This is a genomic window from Ruminiclostridium hungatei (genome assembly GCF_002051585.1).
Classification (GTDB): Bacteria; Bacillota; Clostridia; order Acetivibrionales; family DSM-1351; genus Ruminiclostridium; species Ruminiclostridium hungatei.
This window is the reverse complement of the sequence record NZ_MZGX01000001.1, coordinates 59015-75127: the sequence shown is the minus strand read 5'-3', so window position 1 is coordinate 75127 and position 16113 is coordinate 59015. Positions and strand designations below refer to the sequence as shown.

At 42.7% G+C, this 16113-nt stretch carries 11 protein-coding genes; 2 read left to right on the top strand and 9 right to left on the bottom strand.

All coding sequences use genetic code 11. The features are described 5' to 3' along the window. Positions 1-39: 39 nt before the first annotated feature. Positions 40-1242, bottom strand: coding sequence for a D-alanyl-D-alanine carboxypeptidase family protein (locus CLHUN_RS00345; protein WP_080062576.1), 1203 nt, complete (start codon positions 1240-1242; stop codon positions 40-42). A 723-nt stretch (positions 1243-1965) separates the two neighbouring features. Here CLHUN_RS00345 and CLHUN_RS00340 point away from each other — a divergent pair. Both CLHUN_RS00340 and CLHUN_RS00335 read left to right on the top strand, forming a co-directional pair. Further along, positions 1966-3156 (top strand): MGDG synthase family glycosyltransferase, encoded by a 1191-nt coding sequence (locus CLHUN_RS00340; RefSeq protein ID WP_080062575.1) that lies wholly within the window; start codon positions 1966-1968, stop codon positions 3154-3156. Positions 3157-3465: 309 nt separating this feature from the next. Beyond that, positions 3466-4467, top strand: a complete 1002-nt coding sequence (locus CLHUN_RS00335; protein ID WP_080062574.1) for a 3-oxoacyl-[acyl-carrier-protein] synthase III C-terminal domain-containing protein — start codon at positions 3466-3468, stop codon at positions 4465-4467. A 158-nt stretch (positions 4468-4625) separates the two neighbouring features. On the opposite strand, the gene CLHUN_RS00330 is transcribed toward CLHUN_RS00335, so the two are convergent. From CLHUN_RS00330 to CLHUN_RS00295, 8 genes are all read right to left on the bottom strand, one after another. Continuing rightward, positions 4626-4988, bottom strand: coding sequence for a hypothetical protein (locus CLHUN_RS00330; protein ID WP_080062573.1), 363 nt, complete (start codon positions 4986-4988; stop codon positions 4626-4628). Between the two features lie 300 nt (positions 4989-5288). Further along, positions 5289-6671, bottom strand: a complete 1383-nt coding sequence (uraA, locus tag CLHUN_RS00325) for a uracil permease (protein WP_080062572.1) — start codon at positions 6669-6671, stop codon at positions 5289-5291. Between the two features lie 312 nt (positions 6672-6983). Beyond that, a complete protein-coding gene (gene murG, locus CLHUN_RS00320) occupies positions 6984-8081 on the bottom strand; it encodes an undecaprenyldiphospho-muramoylpentapeptide beta-N-acetylglucosaminyltransferase (RefSeq protein ID WP_080062571.1) in 1098 nt (365 codons plus the stop codon). 347 nt (positions 8082-8428) lie between these two features. Next, positions 8429-9541 carry a putative lipid II flippase FtsW gene (ftsW, locus tag CLHUN_RS00315; protein WP_080062570.1) on the bottom strand — a complete coding sequence of 371 codons (1113 nt, stop codon included), beginning with the start codon at positions 9539-9541 and terminating at the stop codon, positions 8429-8431. Between the two features lie 81 nt (positions 9542-9622). Next, a complete protein-coding gene (mraY, locus tag CLHUN_RS00310; RefSeq protein WP_080062569.1) occupies positions 9623-10606 on the bottom strand; it encodes a phospho-N-acetylmuramoyl-pentapeptide-transferase in 984 nt (327 codons plus the stop codon). 19 nt (positions 10607-10625) lie between these two features. Beyond that, entirely contained in the window at positions 10626-12017 is a 1392-nt protein-coding gene (locus CLHUN_RS00305) for a UDP-N-acetylmuramoyl-tripeptide--D-alanyl-D-alanine ligase (RefSeq protein WP_080062568.1), read from the bottom strand. Positions 12018-12019: 2 nt separating this feature from the next. Next, entirely contained in the window at positions 12020-13489 is a 1470-nt protein-coding gene (locus CLHUN_RS00300; RefSeq protein ID WP_080062567.1) for a UDP-N-acetylmuramoyl-L-alanyl-D-glutamate--2,6-diaminopimelate ligase, read from the bottom strand. A gap of 101 nt (positions 13490-13590) precedes the next feature. Then, entirely contained in the window at positions 13591-15786 is a 2196-nt protein-coding gene (locus CLHUN_RS00295) for a PASTA domain-containing penicillin-binding protein (protein ID WP_080062566.1), read from the bottom strand. Positions 15787-16113 lie beyond the last annotated feature (327 nt).

The following is a 16113-nucleotide window of genomic DNA, read 5'->3' as shown; positions in this document are numbered from 1 at the left end:
GGCTCCATTTCCGTTGACTTTTCTATTATTATGCCACCATTATGCGTTATGTACAAGTCTGGCCCAGGTTTTGAAGATAGCATCGAAATAAAAGTAGAAATCCTTTCTTTCAATAGTTCCGGAGCTTTTTAAATCGGTAGTGGCCAAAATCTTTCCATCTAATATAAAATCCACCGTTCCAATCTTTGAATCCATTTGCACCGGAGCCTCTATTGCATCGGGAACATTGTAAACCGCCCTGACCTTGTCTGCCTCCTCCTGCTTCAACGGCAGTGTGATGTCTGCATCGGGATACAGTGCTATTTTGTTTATTCTGCCTTTATGTATATTGATTTCCTGTATTGGCATCCCTTTTTTCAGCAGTTCATAATTTTTATAATTTCCGTAGGCATAATCCAGCAGTGTCTTGCTGTTCTGCGCCCTTACCGTTCGGGTGGAACAGCCCAGGACTACCGATATGATTCTCCAGTTGTTTTTTGTAACGGAAGTTACAAGGCATCTTCCTGCCTGCCCGGTATAGCCTGTTTTGACGCCGTCCGCTCCGGGATACAACCCCAGCATCTCATTTGTATTTGATATATTATTGCCTTCAAAAACAGAATTTTTTGTTCCTACAATCTTTTTGAACTTTTCGTTTTTTAAGGCATATTGTGTTATAAGCGCTAAATCGTAGGGAGTTGAATAGTGCTGAGGATCATCCAGTCCGTGGGGTGTAACAAAATTGGTATTCGTAGCACCTATTTCAGCGGCCTTTCTGTTCATCATTTCGGCAAAAAGTTCTACCGAGCCTCCTATGTGCTCTGCTATTGCAATTGCGGCATCATTTCCCGACCTGAGCATCATAGCATACATCAGGTCTTTAAACTTATAGGTTTTACCCGCCTTCAGGTTGACTGTGGACCCCCCTATTGCCGCCGCCCGTTTGCTGATTACAACCTCATCGTCATCATTGCCGTTTTCCAGAGCGACTATGGCCGTCATGATTTTGGTGGTACTGGCTATGGAATGCCGGGTATAGGCATTCTTTTCGTACAGGATTCTTCCGCTTTCGGTATCCAATACAATGGCAGCACCTGCTGAAATTTTCGGCAGCTTGTTTCCGGTGGTCTCAATACTGTCCTCCCCGGTTAAACCGCTTATGGGCTCCTCTTCATTCAAATCATCCGCTAAAACCTCTGTTGTGTATAAAAAACATGCAAAAATAATTAATATAACGGTTACTAATCTTAAAGTTCTTCTCAACAGCCTCACATCCCCAGCTTTCCAATATAATCAGTTGTTATCTGTTTATATTTATAATTTAAATACTGTAAAAACATAAGCGTTATAATATATGAGGCTAGTAATTGGTTTATAACGCCTAAATTAACTTAACCTGTAGTGCCAGTTAATAAAGTCTTTAAGAGACAAGTTTGCAAGTCACGTGAGGACGACTTTAAAGAAATGCGCAGTATGATTAAAAGCTTTTGGCTGAAATTGCAGGCTTACAGCATGCCGCTTTGGCAGTTAAATTGACAGGATGTCAATTTAAGCAGCACTCGAGACCTGGATGGTCGAGTTGCTGCGACGGCTAAAAAAGCATGCTGTAAGGTTTGCAATTTCGCAAAAGCGTTATATACAAGCATTTATTTGAAACTCGTCCGGGAGTGAGTTGCATTTTCTGACTGTTACACATTTTTAATTAATACTACAGGTTAATTTAATAAATATATAGGAATTAATCAAACATTTATTCGGAATATTCGTAAAATAGTCAGAATAATAATTCAAAAATGTTTATATATTTTACATTTGATACCTATCTTTTAATACAAAAGATGTATAATATATTATTTAGGAAGGGTACATGTTAAGTTTGTGATATGAACAGTTTTATGTTAATTCAGTATGTAAATGGATTTTTTGCGGAAGTTTTTGGCAATTGATAGATGAAAACAGTTAACCTTTGGAGGCTAAGGAATAATCATGAGAAATATAGTAATAATTTCGTCAGACTACACCGGGCACGGACATAAGAGTATCAGCGAAGCATTGGTGGAACAGTTTAACCAATATGAAGACGTTAATATAAATATTATAGATGGATTTGACCTGGGCGGCAACATGTGGGTCAAGGTAGGCAAATCCTATGGCCTGGTTACGAGAAATGCAAAAGAGCTTTGGAAATTTGCATGGAAAATATCAAAAAGAAATCCTACCTTTATCCATGAGTTTACCGAGCTTACAATACGGGAAAATTTTATAAAAATGCTCAGAAAACTGAAACCCGACCTGATACTTTCAGTCCATCCGGTGTTCAATACCCCCGTACTCAATATACTTAAAGAGTATAAACTCAATATACCCTTTGCCATATTTGTAGCCGACCTTGTCAGCATATCACCTCTGTGGGCGGACAAACGCGCAGACTGCATAATTTGTCCCACAGCCGAGGCCAAGGACAGGTGTCTGGGTTTTGGAGTCCCGGAGGCTTCCATAAAGGTGGCCGGTTTCCCCGTGCGTTCAAGATTTACCCAGCATATTGCCCAGGGCTTCCATAAACCCGACTACAGCCTGGACAGACCACTGGACTGCCTGATTATGAGCGGCGGTGAGGGTTCAGGAGATATGAACGCTGTTTCAAAAATACTGTTGGACAATTTCAATTGCAATGTGCGGATTATTGCCGGAAGGAATGTCTCCATGAAGGAAAAGCTGGAAAAGTATCTCTCACAGCAATATCCCGGCAGAGCTGAAGTATATGGCTATGTAACCAATATACAGGACTATATGCTGAGCTCCGACATAGCTTTTACAAGAGGCAGCCCCAACGTAATGATGGAAGCAATCGCCTGCAATGTTCCCCTGATCATAACCGGGGCCCTTCCGGGGCAGGAACAGGAAAATCCGGACTTTGCAGTTAATAATAAGCTTGGCATATACTGTGATAATTTATCTCATTTGTCTTCTGTTGTTTCGGACTTACTCAAGGATGATGCAAAAGGCCTCAATGAGGTAAAAAAGGCTCAGCGCGACTATTTTGACCATGATGCGGCCAGGAAGATTGTAGAGACCTCCCTGGGACTCATCAAAAATGAAGTTTTTATTTTCCCTTCGGAACTCAGGCGCAGAAGACGTTTCCTCAGACTAAAGCTTCAGTCCAGAAGAAGTTCCTGATGGACTGCCTTTAATATTCAGCTAATAAAAAAGCCTTTCATGGGAAATACTTCAGGGCATTCCAGCCAGGAAGTATTTCCCGCGAAAGGCTTTTTTTATGCTTCCTGCCTCTGTGAAAACATCTGCAATCTCGCATTTTCCTCATCTTACAGACAAGTAAATTACTATGGTCTGAAAGGCAAAGTCTTTGGAGCGCAACTGACCTTCGGGAAGCAAAAGTAAAATTATGTTAAATTTGTATTTTATTGTTGATATTTTACATAACTTCCATTATAATTTATTTTATCATACTGGAAAGGAGTGTAAAAAATGTATCAAAACATTGTCTTTAAATCAGTGGGAACATATCATCCGTCTACACAGAGAAAGAACTCATTTTATGTAAGGCACTTTAAAAGCATGGGTATTGACGTATCAGGGCTTGTAGACCACCTTGGAAGGAATACCCGTTGTGTGTCTGAATCAAAAAGTGAAAATACTGTCACTATGGCCTATCACGCGGCGCTTGAAGCGCTTCAGTCAGCCAATATATCCAGTTCCGAAATTGACATAATCATTTTCGGAACAGATAGCCCTGAGAAGTTGGTACCCTCCAACGCATTGCTGCTGCACGACAAATTAAACACCGTAAATGCACATCAAATATTTGATATGAATTCAAATTGCATAGGAATGCTTTCGGCAATCGACGTGGCGGCCCGTCTCCTGCTTACCAATCACAGGATAAGCAAGGCACTTGTTGTGGGCAGCTTTATGGGAAGCAGGATTTCCAGCATGGAAGATCCCGTCTGCTATTCAAATATGGCTGATGCAGCAGCAGCAGTGGTTCTTGAGAAAGTAGAGGAATCTGACAGAAGAGGCTTTATAGATACGAATTTCAAAACCGATCCGGTTGTAAAAGACGCATTTCAATTTCCGGTGTGCGGCTTAACAAAGCTTTTTGACAATGAAACGAGGGCCGAGGAGAAAAAGTTAAAGCTGATTCCCTTTGATACCAGCTTTATATGCCACGAATGGGTGCAACTGATGCAGGTGCTTTTTGAAAGATACAATATAAGCAAGCACAACATCACACAGTACTTTTTTTCACAATTTTCAAAACCTGATGCAGAGACAACTCTGGGCTTGATGTCTGTGGGCCTGGACAAGTATACATATGTAGGAAATAAATACGGCTATACCGGCCTTACCAGTCCCATACTGGCCTATAACGAGGCCCTTCAAAACAGAGCAATCAACGACGGAGACTATGTCATGTTCTGTTCGGTAGGTGCAGGCTATAACATTTGTGCCCTGTTGTACAGATTATGAACTGCAAGAAATGCCCTTTGAGGTATCAGCCTGTTGCGTCATACGAACCTGTATTTCTGGTAAAGCATACCTTCTACCTTCTATAAAGGCTGATGACAGTAATAAGCTGGTACCTCAAACACATGCTTTACAGCATTCTCAACAATATATGACCGCAATCATGCCTTGGCAAAAGCTTCTTCCGTCGACTCCACAAATATTATGGTCTCAAAACCTGGTATGTCTTTGGCTAACCGCTTTGTCTGACTTGCTGCCACCGCCGACTGCTGCTGAACAATAATCCTTTTCTTGAAAGGAACACTCATATACAGCATAATCATATTTTTTAGCTGTTCGGCAACATCCTGGGCCGATGTTTTTACTTCTCTTCCGTCAACTATGAGTGTATACTCCTCCGGAACAATTTGAGCGGCCTTTGACCTGTATTCGTTCATGAAATCAATACCCTCCTGCATGGAAAAGAAACCTGCTGCAACAATGGTAAATACCTTCTTTAGTTTATCAACTTCCATTTCAAACATAAAATTGTCCTCCTTGTAAAATTATGTAATATTTAACAAATTCATAAATAATATAATATATAAAAATAATTAATACAAGTAATATTATGTATATTGTTGTAAATTCTGTGAATATTATGTAAAGAATATTAAGATTAATTACTTTTTGAGTTTTTTTTGGATTTATGTGACTATGGAAGCAGATATACAGGCTGTAAAAAATGCTCCCGCATGGAACTGCCTGAAACAGTTCTACACAGGAGCATTCAAAATTTGCTTTATATAATGCTTTTGTTATTTATACGTCTGGTTTTGTGAAACTCATGCCTCTGCATCATTGGTAAGCTTCAGCTTTTCAAGTATATAGAATACAAGGCTTAATACCATACCTGCAAGGGTTGCTAAAACCATTCCCTTAAGCTGAACCTTGTCACCGAGATTTATTGATATTCCGCTTATACCTATAACAAACACCAACGCAGTAAGTACAAGATTTTTAGCTTTACTGTAATCAATCCTGGCCTCAACAATCATTCTGATACCTGAAGCTGCAATTGTACCGAACAGCAGCAAGCTGACACCGCCCATAACCGGATCAGGTATACTTGATATGATTCCTGATAATTTGCCAAAGAATGCAATTATTATTGAAATAATGCCTGCCCCACCGATAACCCATACGCTGTATACCTTTGTGATTGCCATAACACCCATATTTTCACCATAGGTAGTTGTTGGACATGAACCGCAGAAGCCTGACAGCATGGTTGATATTCCATCGCCCAATAAGGATCTGTGGAGACCGGGGTCTTTTGTCAAATCCCTGCCGACAATATTGCTGGTTACAAACAAATGACCTATGTGCTCCGATAAGACTACCAGGGCTGCAGGTGCCAATATCATTATTGCCTTAACATCAAAGGAGGGCACTACAAAATCCGGAAGTTTCAGCCAGGTTGCCTCAACTACCTTTTCATACTGGACATATCCCATAGCAGCCGATAATCCATAGCCCACCATAACAGCCAGCAAAATGGGGATAACCGACAGGAAGCCTCTGAAGCAGAGGTTGCCTATTACCAACACTCCCAAGGTAACCAGAGCTATAATAATACCTTTGGTATCAAAACTGCCGTCAGCATTTGGAAACAACTTTGCCATACCTGCGGCAGTGCCTGACAGCTCAAGACCGATAAGAGCCACTATAGGTCCCATTGCTGCGGGAGGAAGTACTATATCCAGCCAGCGGGTACCTACTTTTCCTATTATTAGGGCCACAATTATGAATACAAGTCCACATGCTATATAACCGCCTAACGCCTTGGAGAAATTGTCTGCATAATCTGAGGATGCTTGTATTATTGCAGCAGTAGGTGATAGGAATGCAAAGCTTGAACCAAGGAATGCAGGAGCCTTTCCCTTGCAAATGAAAAGATACAGCAGTGTGCCTATACCATTGAGCAAAAGCACCAGTGCAGGGTCGATAACCTGAATGCTGTTGTACTGTGCCAGTTGATCTGCATTCAACTGGGCAACTGTTAATTTCAAACCTCCCAGGAAATGATCCCTGGCATAGCTGTTAAATAAAAAAGGAACCAGGACTGACGCGCTGAACATTGCGAACAAGTGCTGAAAGCTAAGCGGAAGTGCCTTAAGAAATGGAACTTTTTCTTCAACCTGAATTACGGGTCTGGAATACTTCATTGTATAAATCCCCCTATTATTTTTTTGAAATAAAAAAACCTTACTGCCTGTTGGCGCAGCAAGGTCGGGTTTCATCAAATAGTGACAAACTATTCCCCATACCTCTGTACATCCCTAATCCCATACGAGTGCACAAAAGTACTTATATACCCTTACTAGCCTCTCTGGACTAATTTAAAAGTTTTTTTATCCGCACACAAGTATATCACAAGTATTCACCAAATGTCTACAAAATATCTAAAAAATTTTGTGCCGCAGACCAAACAATATGGCCTGTCCACCTTGGCTCCGCATCCCTCGCCGGCTGCAAAATCACTTGCACATATTCTCCACCAGTGAATAAATTTTCTCACCAGAATCAATTATCCTGTTTTTGGTGGCATCAGCCGCCATCCTGTTAAGAACATCCCTATTTGAAATCAGCTTAATGATACTGTTATATAAAATATCCGCATTGAGCTCATTTTCCAGTATTACCACCGCGCCGCCGTCCTTTTCCAGGGAGCGGGCATTGTGCTCCTGGTGGTTGGCCGTCACATAAGGCGAAGGTATCAAAAGAGATGGAATTCCCATGGTCTGCAGCTCGCTTATGGTAATGGCTCCGGCCCGGCAAATCATCAGGTCGCTGGCGGCATATACCTGTCCCACCTCATATATGTACGGGACTACCTTAACCATTTTCTTGTATTTTTCATCCAGGCAAACCGAAAGATTTATGTCGTTAAACTGAGCCTCCCCGGTTGCAAAAATTAGGTTGAATTCACCCTTAAAACGGGTATTCAGCATTTCCACCACCGTCTCATTGATCTTTCTCGCACCCCTGCTGCCGCCCATTGCCACAAGCAAAGGCTTTCCTTCCACTATATCCAGCTTCTTCAACACTGCCTCACGATTTGTATTCATCAGCTCCTGCCTTACAGGATTCCCCGTATGGACAAGCTTTTCCTTGTTTTTAAAGTACTTTTCCGCATCCTTGAAACTAATGGCTACATAATTCACATATCTTTCCAGCAGCCTGTTGGTAACGCCGGGAAAGGCATTTGATTCATGTATCAGTGTGGGTATGCCTTTTTTCGCAGCAACATATAATACCGGCCCGCATACATAGCCTCCTGTGCCTATTACCACATCCGGCCTCACTTTCTTTATCAGCCTTGAAGCTTGAAAAAAGCTCTGGGCAAGCTCCTTGAGTGCCAGCACAGTATCAAGGGACAGCTTTCTTTTGAAGCCTCTCACAGTTATTGTTTCAAGAGTGAAGCCTTCTCTTGGAACAAGCTTGGTCTCAAGACCTTTTTTGGTTCCGACAAAAGTTATTTCTGCAGAAGGATTTTTTTTCATTATGTGTTTTGCTATTGCCAGTCCGGGATTTATATGCCCTCCTGTCCCGCCGCCTGCTATGAGTACCTTCACCTTATACCTCCGTGACCCTTTTTTTATCGTGCTGTTTTAAATTAACCTGTTGTGCTAATTGAAAATGTGATAACAGGAAGAGAATGCTATTCACTCCCGGACAAGCTTCAAATAAATGCTTGTATATAACGCTTTTGGCGAAATTGTAATACCTTTCGGCATGCCTTTTTAGCCGTCGCAGCATGCTGAAAGCCTACAATTTCAGCAAAAGCTTTTAATCATACTGCGCATTTCTTTAAAGTCGTCCTCACGTGAATTGCAAACTTGCCTCTTAATGTCTTTATTAACTGGCACAACGGGTTAAATTATATCCATAAAACTGCAAAAGGCAAAAAATCAAGCTTCGCCTAAAAACGCTCATAATTTGAATACCTGGATATATTCAGCAAAATCCCAACACCAAACATTAAAAATATAAGCGAGGTGCCTCCCGCACTGAAAAAGGGAAGCGAAATACCCGTGGATGGGATGGAGTTTGTTACAACCGCCACGTTGAACAAAGCCTGTACTCCTATAAGAGAGGTAATGCCTATAGCCATCAGGCTGCCAAAGACATCCGGTGCGTTCATTGCAACCTTTATACCCCTCCATATGAATACCAGAAATAAAATCAATACCACCACAGAACCCAGGAAACCCAGTTCTTCTGCCAATACAGCAAATATATAGTCATTATAGGGCTCGGGAATATACAGGTATTTCTGCATGCTCTGGCCCAGCCCTCTGCCGAACAAGCCCCCTGAGCCTATTGCCAGCAGTGAATTTACTATCTGCCAGCCCTCGTTCATTTTATATTCAAAGGGATCGAGCCAGGCTTTAACCCTGTCAAATCTATAGGGTGCTACCAGAATGGCCCCAACCCCCGCCACTATTACAGGAATCGCCAGCGCCACAAAATGTGAAATTTTGGCCCCTCCGCAAAACAATACTATAAAACCGGTCAAAGCTATAATAATCGTTCCGCTCAGATGGGGTTCAATTACTACAAGACCGCATATAAAACCTATAAGCGCAAGATAAGGCAATAAGCCTTTAGTGAAGGATTGCAAGGCATCCCTGCGTTTGGAAAGGCTGAAGGACAGAAACATTATCAGCGACAGCTTAGCCAATTCGGATGGCTGAAAGGTTTTATTTCCCACTCCCAGCCATCTTTGAGCTCCGTTCAGCTCCTTTCCCACTCCCGGAATGAGCACCAGGATAAGCAGCCCGATGCTGCCCATAAGCAGTATGGGAGAAATCTTTCCCCATCTGCGGTAATCATAGTTCATAGTAGCCACAAGTACCAGGATGCTTATAAGCATATACAGCAGTTGCGGCTTGATCATGCTGAATGAATTTCCAACCTGCTTTACAGAAACATAATAGCTTGAACTGAATACCATGATGGTACCCAGAGAAAGCAGCAGTATTACCGCTGCAAATATCCAAAAGTCAAAAGGCTTTTTATTTTTGTTTTTCATTAACTTCCTCCAGCCTTACCCCGTATTTCATATTCTGATTATATGAAATTACCGGCCTATTAATTCCAGTTCAACAGACCACTAGTATGTCCCCATGCTTACAATAAATAGAGACGCAATAGCCAGTATGACTGTGGTTAATATAAACACCGCCACAACCTTGGTCTCTTTCCAGCCTTTGAGTTCAAAGTGGTGGTGAATGGGTGCCATTTTGAATATTCTCCTGCCGGTAAGCTTAAAGGAGGCAACCTGAAGTATCACGGACAAGGCCTCTATAAGGTATATTCCCCCTACGACGAATAAAATCAGAGGCAGCCTCATCATAACAACTATAGCTGTCAGAGCACCACCTAAGGCAAGACTTCCCGTATCTCCCATAAATACCTTTGCAGGATGAATGTTGAAGGCCAGAAAACCCAGACATCCCCCGGCTATAGCTGCCGCAAATACCTTTATGTAGCCCCACTCACTGTTGGACAGCGAAACTATTGTAAAATAAATAGCTACCACAAGAGTAATTCCTGCGCACAAGCCGTCCAACCCATCAGTTATGTTTACTGCATTGGTAAAAAAGTACATGAATACTACTATAAATAAAAAGTACAGCCAGGGTTGCACAACAAAATTGGTAAAAGGGATGACTATTGAACTTCCTGCTTCGGTAAACCTGATAACATAGAAAGCAAAGGATACACATACCAGAAGCTGCAAAAAGGTTTTCTGGCCTGCATAAAGCCCATCCTTACGCTTTTTGACAACCTTGATAAAGTCATCTATAAAGCCCACTGCACCAAATCCCAGTGTTGCCAGCAAAATCGGGATAATCTCAGGATATTTCTGTGAATAGTACAATGCCACCCCTGAAACGGGCACAAGAAATATCAGTCCCCCGATAGTAGGCGTACCCATTTTTTTAAGGTGAGATTGCGGCCCGTCGTCCCTTACTGTCTGTCCAAACTTAAGTCTTCTCAGGAATGGAATCAGTATGGGGCCTGCAATAATAGCCAGCACGAACGCCGCCGCAAAGGCAATAATATGCTCTGATGTTAACGAAAAAGTAAGCAATAGAACTTCCCCCTGTTTTTTATTCCGGAACAGTCTGAAGCGTCAGCAAGCCTTCAGCAATCTGCTCCATTTTCATACCTCTTGAACCTTTTATAAGTATATAGTCCCCTTGTTTTACAATACTCTTTAAATAATCAAGAGCATGGGAATTGTCTTCAAAGTGTCGCAGGCTGATGGCTGAATTGCCTGAATCCGCAACAGCCTGCAGGATATTTCCGGAGTCATTTCCAACTGTTATAAGAATGCTTATTTTTTTATCCTTGATAAAATTACCCACCGAGTAATGTTGTTCACTGGATACAGCCCCCATTTCGAGCATATCTCCAAGAACTGCTATTCCCCTTGTTTTTGCAGACAGCTCCTCCAGCACGCTTATTGCAGCCTGCATGGATTGAGGACTGGCATTATAAGTATCATTTATGATTTTAAGGCCCCTATGTCCTATTATATTCTGACGCATATTTCCCGGGCTGAATTGAGCTATCCCTTCCACAATGGCATTCATGGGTATTTTCATTTCAAGCCCCACTGCTATGGCCGCCAGGGCATTATATACATTATGTATGCCCGGCACAGGCACTTTCACCTGGTATTTCGAGCCCTCAATTACTATACTGAATTCCGTGCCGCTCTCACCCAGGGAACGGTAGTCTTGTGCACAATAATCAAGACCTGCTTCCATACCGTAGAATACGGTCCTGAAACCCAGCTTTCCGCTCAAGGCCTTCAGCAGCGGGTCATCACCGTTAAGGACTACAAGCCCCCACTGTTTAAGACCTTCAAGAATCTCCAGCTTTGCTGCAAGAATCCCCTGCTGTGAGCCAAGCTTTTCAATGTGAGAAACACCAATATTGGTTATAACGGCAACTTCAGGCTGTGCTGCCGCAGTAAGCCTGCTTATTTCACCAAAACCGCTCATGCCCATCTCTATGACCGCAGCCTGGTGTCGTGCTTCAAGATTGAGCAAGGTGAGAGGAAGGCCGATTTCATTGTTAAAATTGCCCTGGGTTTTCAGAACTTCATAGCTTTTTGACAGAACACAGGCTACCATGTCCTTGGTACTTGTCTTTCCAACACTTCCGGTTATACCTATAACAGGTATATTATATTTGTTTCTGTGCCAGGTGGCAATATCCCTAAGTGCCTTGGAAGTGTCACTTACAAGTATGGCACTTCTGTCCTTTCTCTCAGGTATGGGGTTTTGAGTCAGGCAGATTGCTGCCCCGGCGTCAAAACACTGCTCTATATAATCATGGCCGTCAAACTTTTCACCTATCAAGGGTATAAAAAGATTATCCTTTTCAACCTTTCTGGAATCGGTGGTAATGCCGCAAAAGGCTTTTTCTGTTTGACCCCAGAGCAGCTTTCCGCCAACCGCCTCCATAAGTTCCGCACAGTCAAAAGCTACCATCTTTATCTCCTTCCAGCCTCTTTTAATTCTTCTATCAGCTCCGCGACAACTTCCCGCTCATCAAAATGAATGGTATTGTCTTTAAACTGCTGGTAGGTTTCATGGCCTTTACCCGCCAAAATAATTATATCTCCATCCAGAGCATTTTCAAGTGCAAATTTTATTGCCTGCCTTCTGTCAGTGATTTTAACATATTTTCCGTTGGTTTTTTGAATACCAACTTCAATATCGTTGATTATTCTCTCAGGCTCTTCGGTTCTGGGGTTGTCAGAGGTTATTACGGTAAAATCCGCTATATTTCCCGAAATAGCTCCCATTTCCGGCCGCTTGCCCCTGTCTCTGTCTCCGCCGCACCCAAACAGGCTTACCACCCTGCCATGGGCAAATTCCTTAACTGTTGACAAAACCTTTTCAAGGCTGTCGGGAGTGTGTGCATAATCTATCAGCACCGAATAGTTTCCTCCGGTGGTCACCGCTTCCATTCTCCCCGGAACATTTACCCTTGCAAGACCGGCCCTTACATGTTCAAGAGTTATTCCAGGTATTAGGCAGCAGGAGCCTATGGCAGCTAAAGCATTTGATATGTTGAACTCACCCTGAAGATTTGTCTCTATCTCGGTATTCCCCCAGGGAGTGGTCAGTTTGAAGTAGGTGTAGGCTGTCTTTTTTATTATATCAGTAGCCCTGATATCTGCATTTTCCCCAAGGCCATAGGTATAAACCCTGCACCTGGCAAGTTCAGCCATTTTTCTGCCGTGCTCATTGTCTATGTTTATGACCGCTTGCTTGCACATATTGAAAAGCTTTGCCTTTGCATTGAAGTATTCTTCAAGGGTGGCATGCTCTTTTGGCCCGATGTGATCCCGTGAAAAGTTGGTAAATACCCCTACATCAAAGTCGCATTTTGCCACCCTGTGGAGTTCCAGCCCCTGGGAGGACACCTCCATGACTGTCGTATCCACCTCTTTTTCCACCATATCATTGAACAGGCTTTGAAGATCATAGGATTCAGGCGTGGTTCTGGAGGTGTACAATATTTCCTGTCCTATAAGATTGGACACAGTGCCAATGAGTCCTATTTTATGACTGGCCGCCTCCAATATGGATTTGACCATGTAGGTGGTGGTGGTTTTTCCTTTGGTGCCGGTAATACCGATAAGATTCAATTTCTCTGAGGGGTGCCCGAAAAATGCATCCGAAACAAAGGCCAGGCCATATCTTGTATCCTCGATTTCAATAACCGTAATGCCTTCAGGCACCTCCACAGGCTTTTGCACCAGAAATGCCCTGGTTCCGTTCTCAATAGCATCGCTAATGTATTTGTGCCCATCTGCCACAGTGCCTTCGATACACACAAACAGCACACCCTGCCGTGTTTTCCTTGAATCGTACGCAACTCCGTCTATTTCCATATCAAGCTTCCCATTTACGCTTTTTGTTTTCAGACCTTTAATCAAATCAGCAAGTATCAAAACCCACACCTCCAGATAATATTATATAAAATTTTTGCCGTCAGGCTTAATAATTACACCTTCCGGCGGGATTTACCCATAATTTCCCGTCAATTTAAAGACTAATCCTCAAAAATGTTCCTAAAAGTGACCTCTACGGTGGAGCCCTTTTTAACCGTTTTCCCGGCGTCAACCTCCTGGCTTACTGCCGTTCCCGTCCCATTTATTACAATGTTTATTCCCGCCTTTTTGAAGGCCTGTGTGGCTTCATCTATGGTCTTGTTCTTGACGTTTGGCACCATGGCTTCAGCTTCATTTTTCGGCTTGTAGGTATACAGTATGACCATTGAGTTTTCGTGCAGTATGGCTGTTGTTTTCGGGGTCTGCTCCTGCACCGTGGCATTTAGGTCGGTATTGCTGCCTTCTATTTTATACTCCAGCTTGTTTTGTTTCAACAGCTTTATTGCTTCGCTGACAGTTTTGCCCTTTACGTCCGGCACCTGTACCTCTTGCTTTAGCAGTTTCTTGTCGTCTTCACTGTATTCCTTTTCTATGCCCTTGTAAGTCAGTATTTCGTCAATCAGCTTGCCTACCACGGGAGCAACCAGCATACCGCCGCCGGGATTATATACGTCAGGATAATCAAGAACCACCAGGACGCATATGACCGGGTTGTCTGTGGGAGCAATGGCCGAGAAGGATACAATATATCTCTTGTTTTTCCCCTGTACCAGGAGCTGCTCATTTTCTCTGGTCTCGGAAGTACCGGTTTTTCCGCCTATCTTGTAGCCGGGTATGCGGGCATTTTTACCCGTACCCACATCTACCACGCCCTTCAATATATCCTTCAGGGTATCGGAAGTCTTCCTGGATATTACACTTCTGACTACCTTGGGTTCAAATTTCTTTATAACATTTCCCGAGTCATCCACTACTTCCTTTACAACATGGGGTGTTATCAGATTACCTCCGTTGGCTATGGCCCCATAGGCCTGAATAAGCTGAATTGGAGTTATCTGAAAGCGCTGCCCGAAGGAGGCTGTTGCCATGTCGATTTCCGTGGGCTTTGTATGAATTATGCTTCCTGCTTCACCCGGAAGATCAATACCTGTCTTTTGATAAAAGCCAAAGGCCTTTACATAGCTGTAAAACTTCGATATTCCAAGCTGCTGTGCCAGTCTTACAAAAACGGGGTTACAGGAGTTATAAACCCCTTCTCTGAAGGTTTCGTGCAGGTGGGCATTGGGTTTCCAGCAATTTATGCTGTGTCCGGCTATCTTTACGGTAGCATCTGTCACCTGTGTCTCCGGGGTAATTGCCCCTTCCTCCAGTCCTGCTGCAGAAGTAACAGGCTTGAAGGTAGAACCCGGTTCGTAGGTGTCAACCACCGCCTTGTTTCTCCAAACAGTCTTTTGAAGGTATTGAACGTCTTCTACACTGGTTCCCGTCCAGGTTGAAGCATCCTTTCCCTTAGGCGCCGCTCTTGGATTGTTCAGGTCAAAATCAGGCTTGGAGGTCAGCGCCAGTACTTCGCCATTTCTGGGGTCCATGACTATGGCAGTCCCTCCGTTTATTACATTATTGTCGGCTATGGCCTTCTCCAGAGCCTTTTCGGCAAAATACTGGATTGTTTCATCAATGGTGAGAATTACATTGTTGCCATCCTGTGGCTGTATATATTTCTCTTCCCCCATTGTCAATTCCATGCCGCTGGCGTCAACCTCACTGAGGATTTTCCCCGGAATGCCCTTCAGGTACTGCTCCATCATCTTTTCCACGCCGTCAATTCCATCATTGTCTATGTTCGTAAAGCCGATTACATGGGCTGCAATATTTCCATTGGGATAAAAGCGTTTTGTATCTTCGTCAATAAATATTCCGCCTATCTCATTATCCTTCTTCCACTGGCGAACCCTTGACCCCACTTCCTTATCCACCTTCTTCTTGATAAGCTCATATTGGGATTGTTTATTTATCTTCTTAAGGATGGTGTCCTTATCCATTTCAAGTATCTCGGCAAGTCCTGCTGCGACTTTGTCAGCCTCCATACCTGAATCTCTCACTATCTGAGGATCTATTGTGATAGTTTCAACAGAGCCGCTCATAGCCAGCGGCTTCATATTCCTGTCATAGATAGTTCCTCTCTTAGGGCTGATTGTACGGTTGTTGGTCTGCTGCTCATATGCCTTTTGCTGGTACTCCTGACCGTTGGCAATTTGAATCCAGCCAATCCTGACCACAAGTATAACTGTGAAAAATGTAAAAACTCCAAGAATAAACAGGAGCCTTTTCTTCAGTGTAATATTCGGACTAGACAAAATATCCCCTCCCCGTTGGTATATTGATGAATTTACAGTATTTTGCAATTTATGATTTCTTAATTATTAATATTAAATGAGATTAAAATATATTATTAAGTAAGAAAGAATTTATAAAATCAACATAAATATTCCTGTTTCAAGCCTAATTGAAAAAACTATAGACTCAAATTGTATTAATCTATAGTTATAGTAATAAACAAAAATATTCAGTTCATAAAGTCAATTACGGTTGAAACCTTCGCCTTCCAGGCGAATATGTGCTTTCAAGCACTTTGTTTAAAGGTTTCAACGGTTTCGGCTTTTAAGAAGTCCATACTTCAGGAG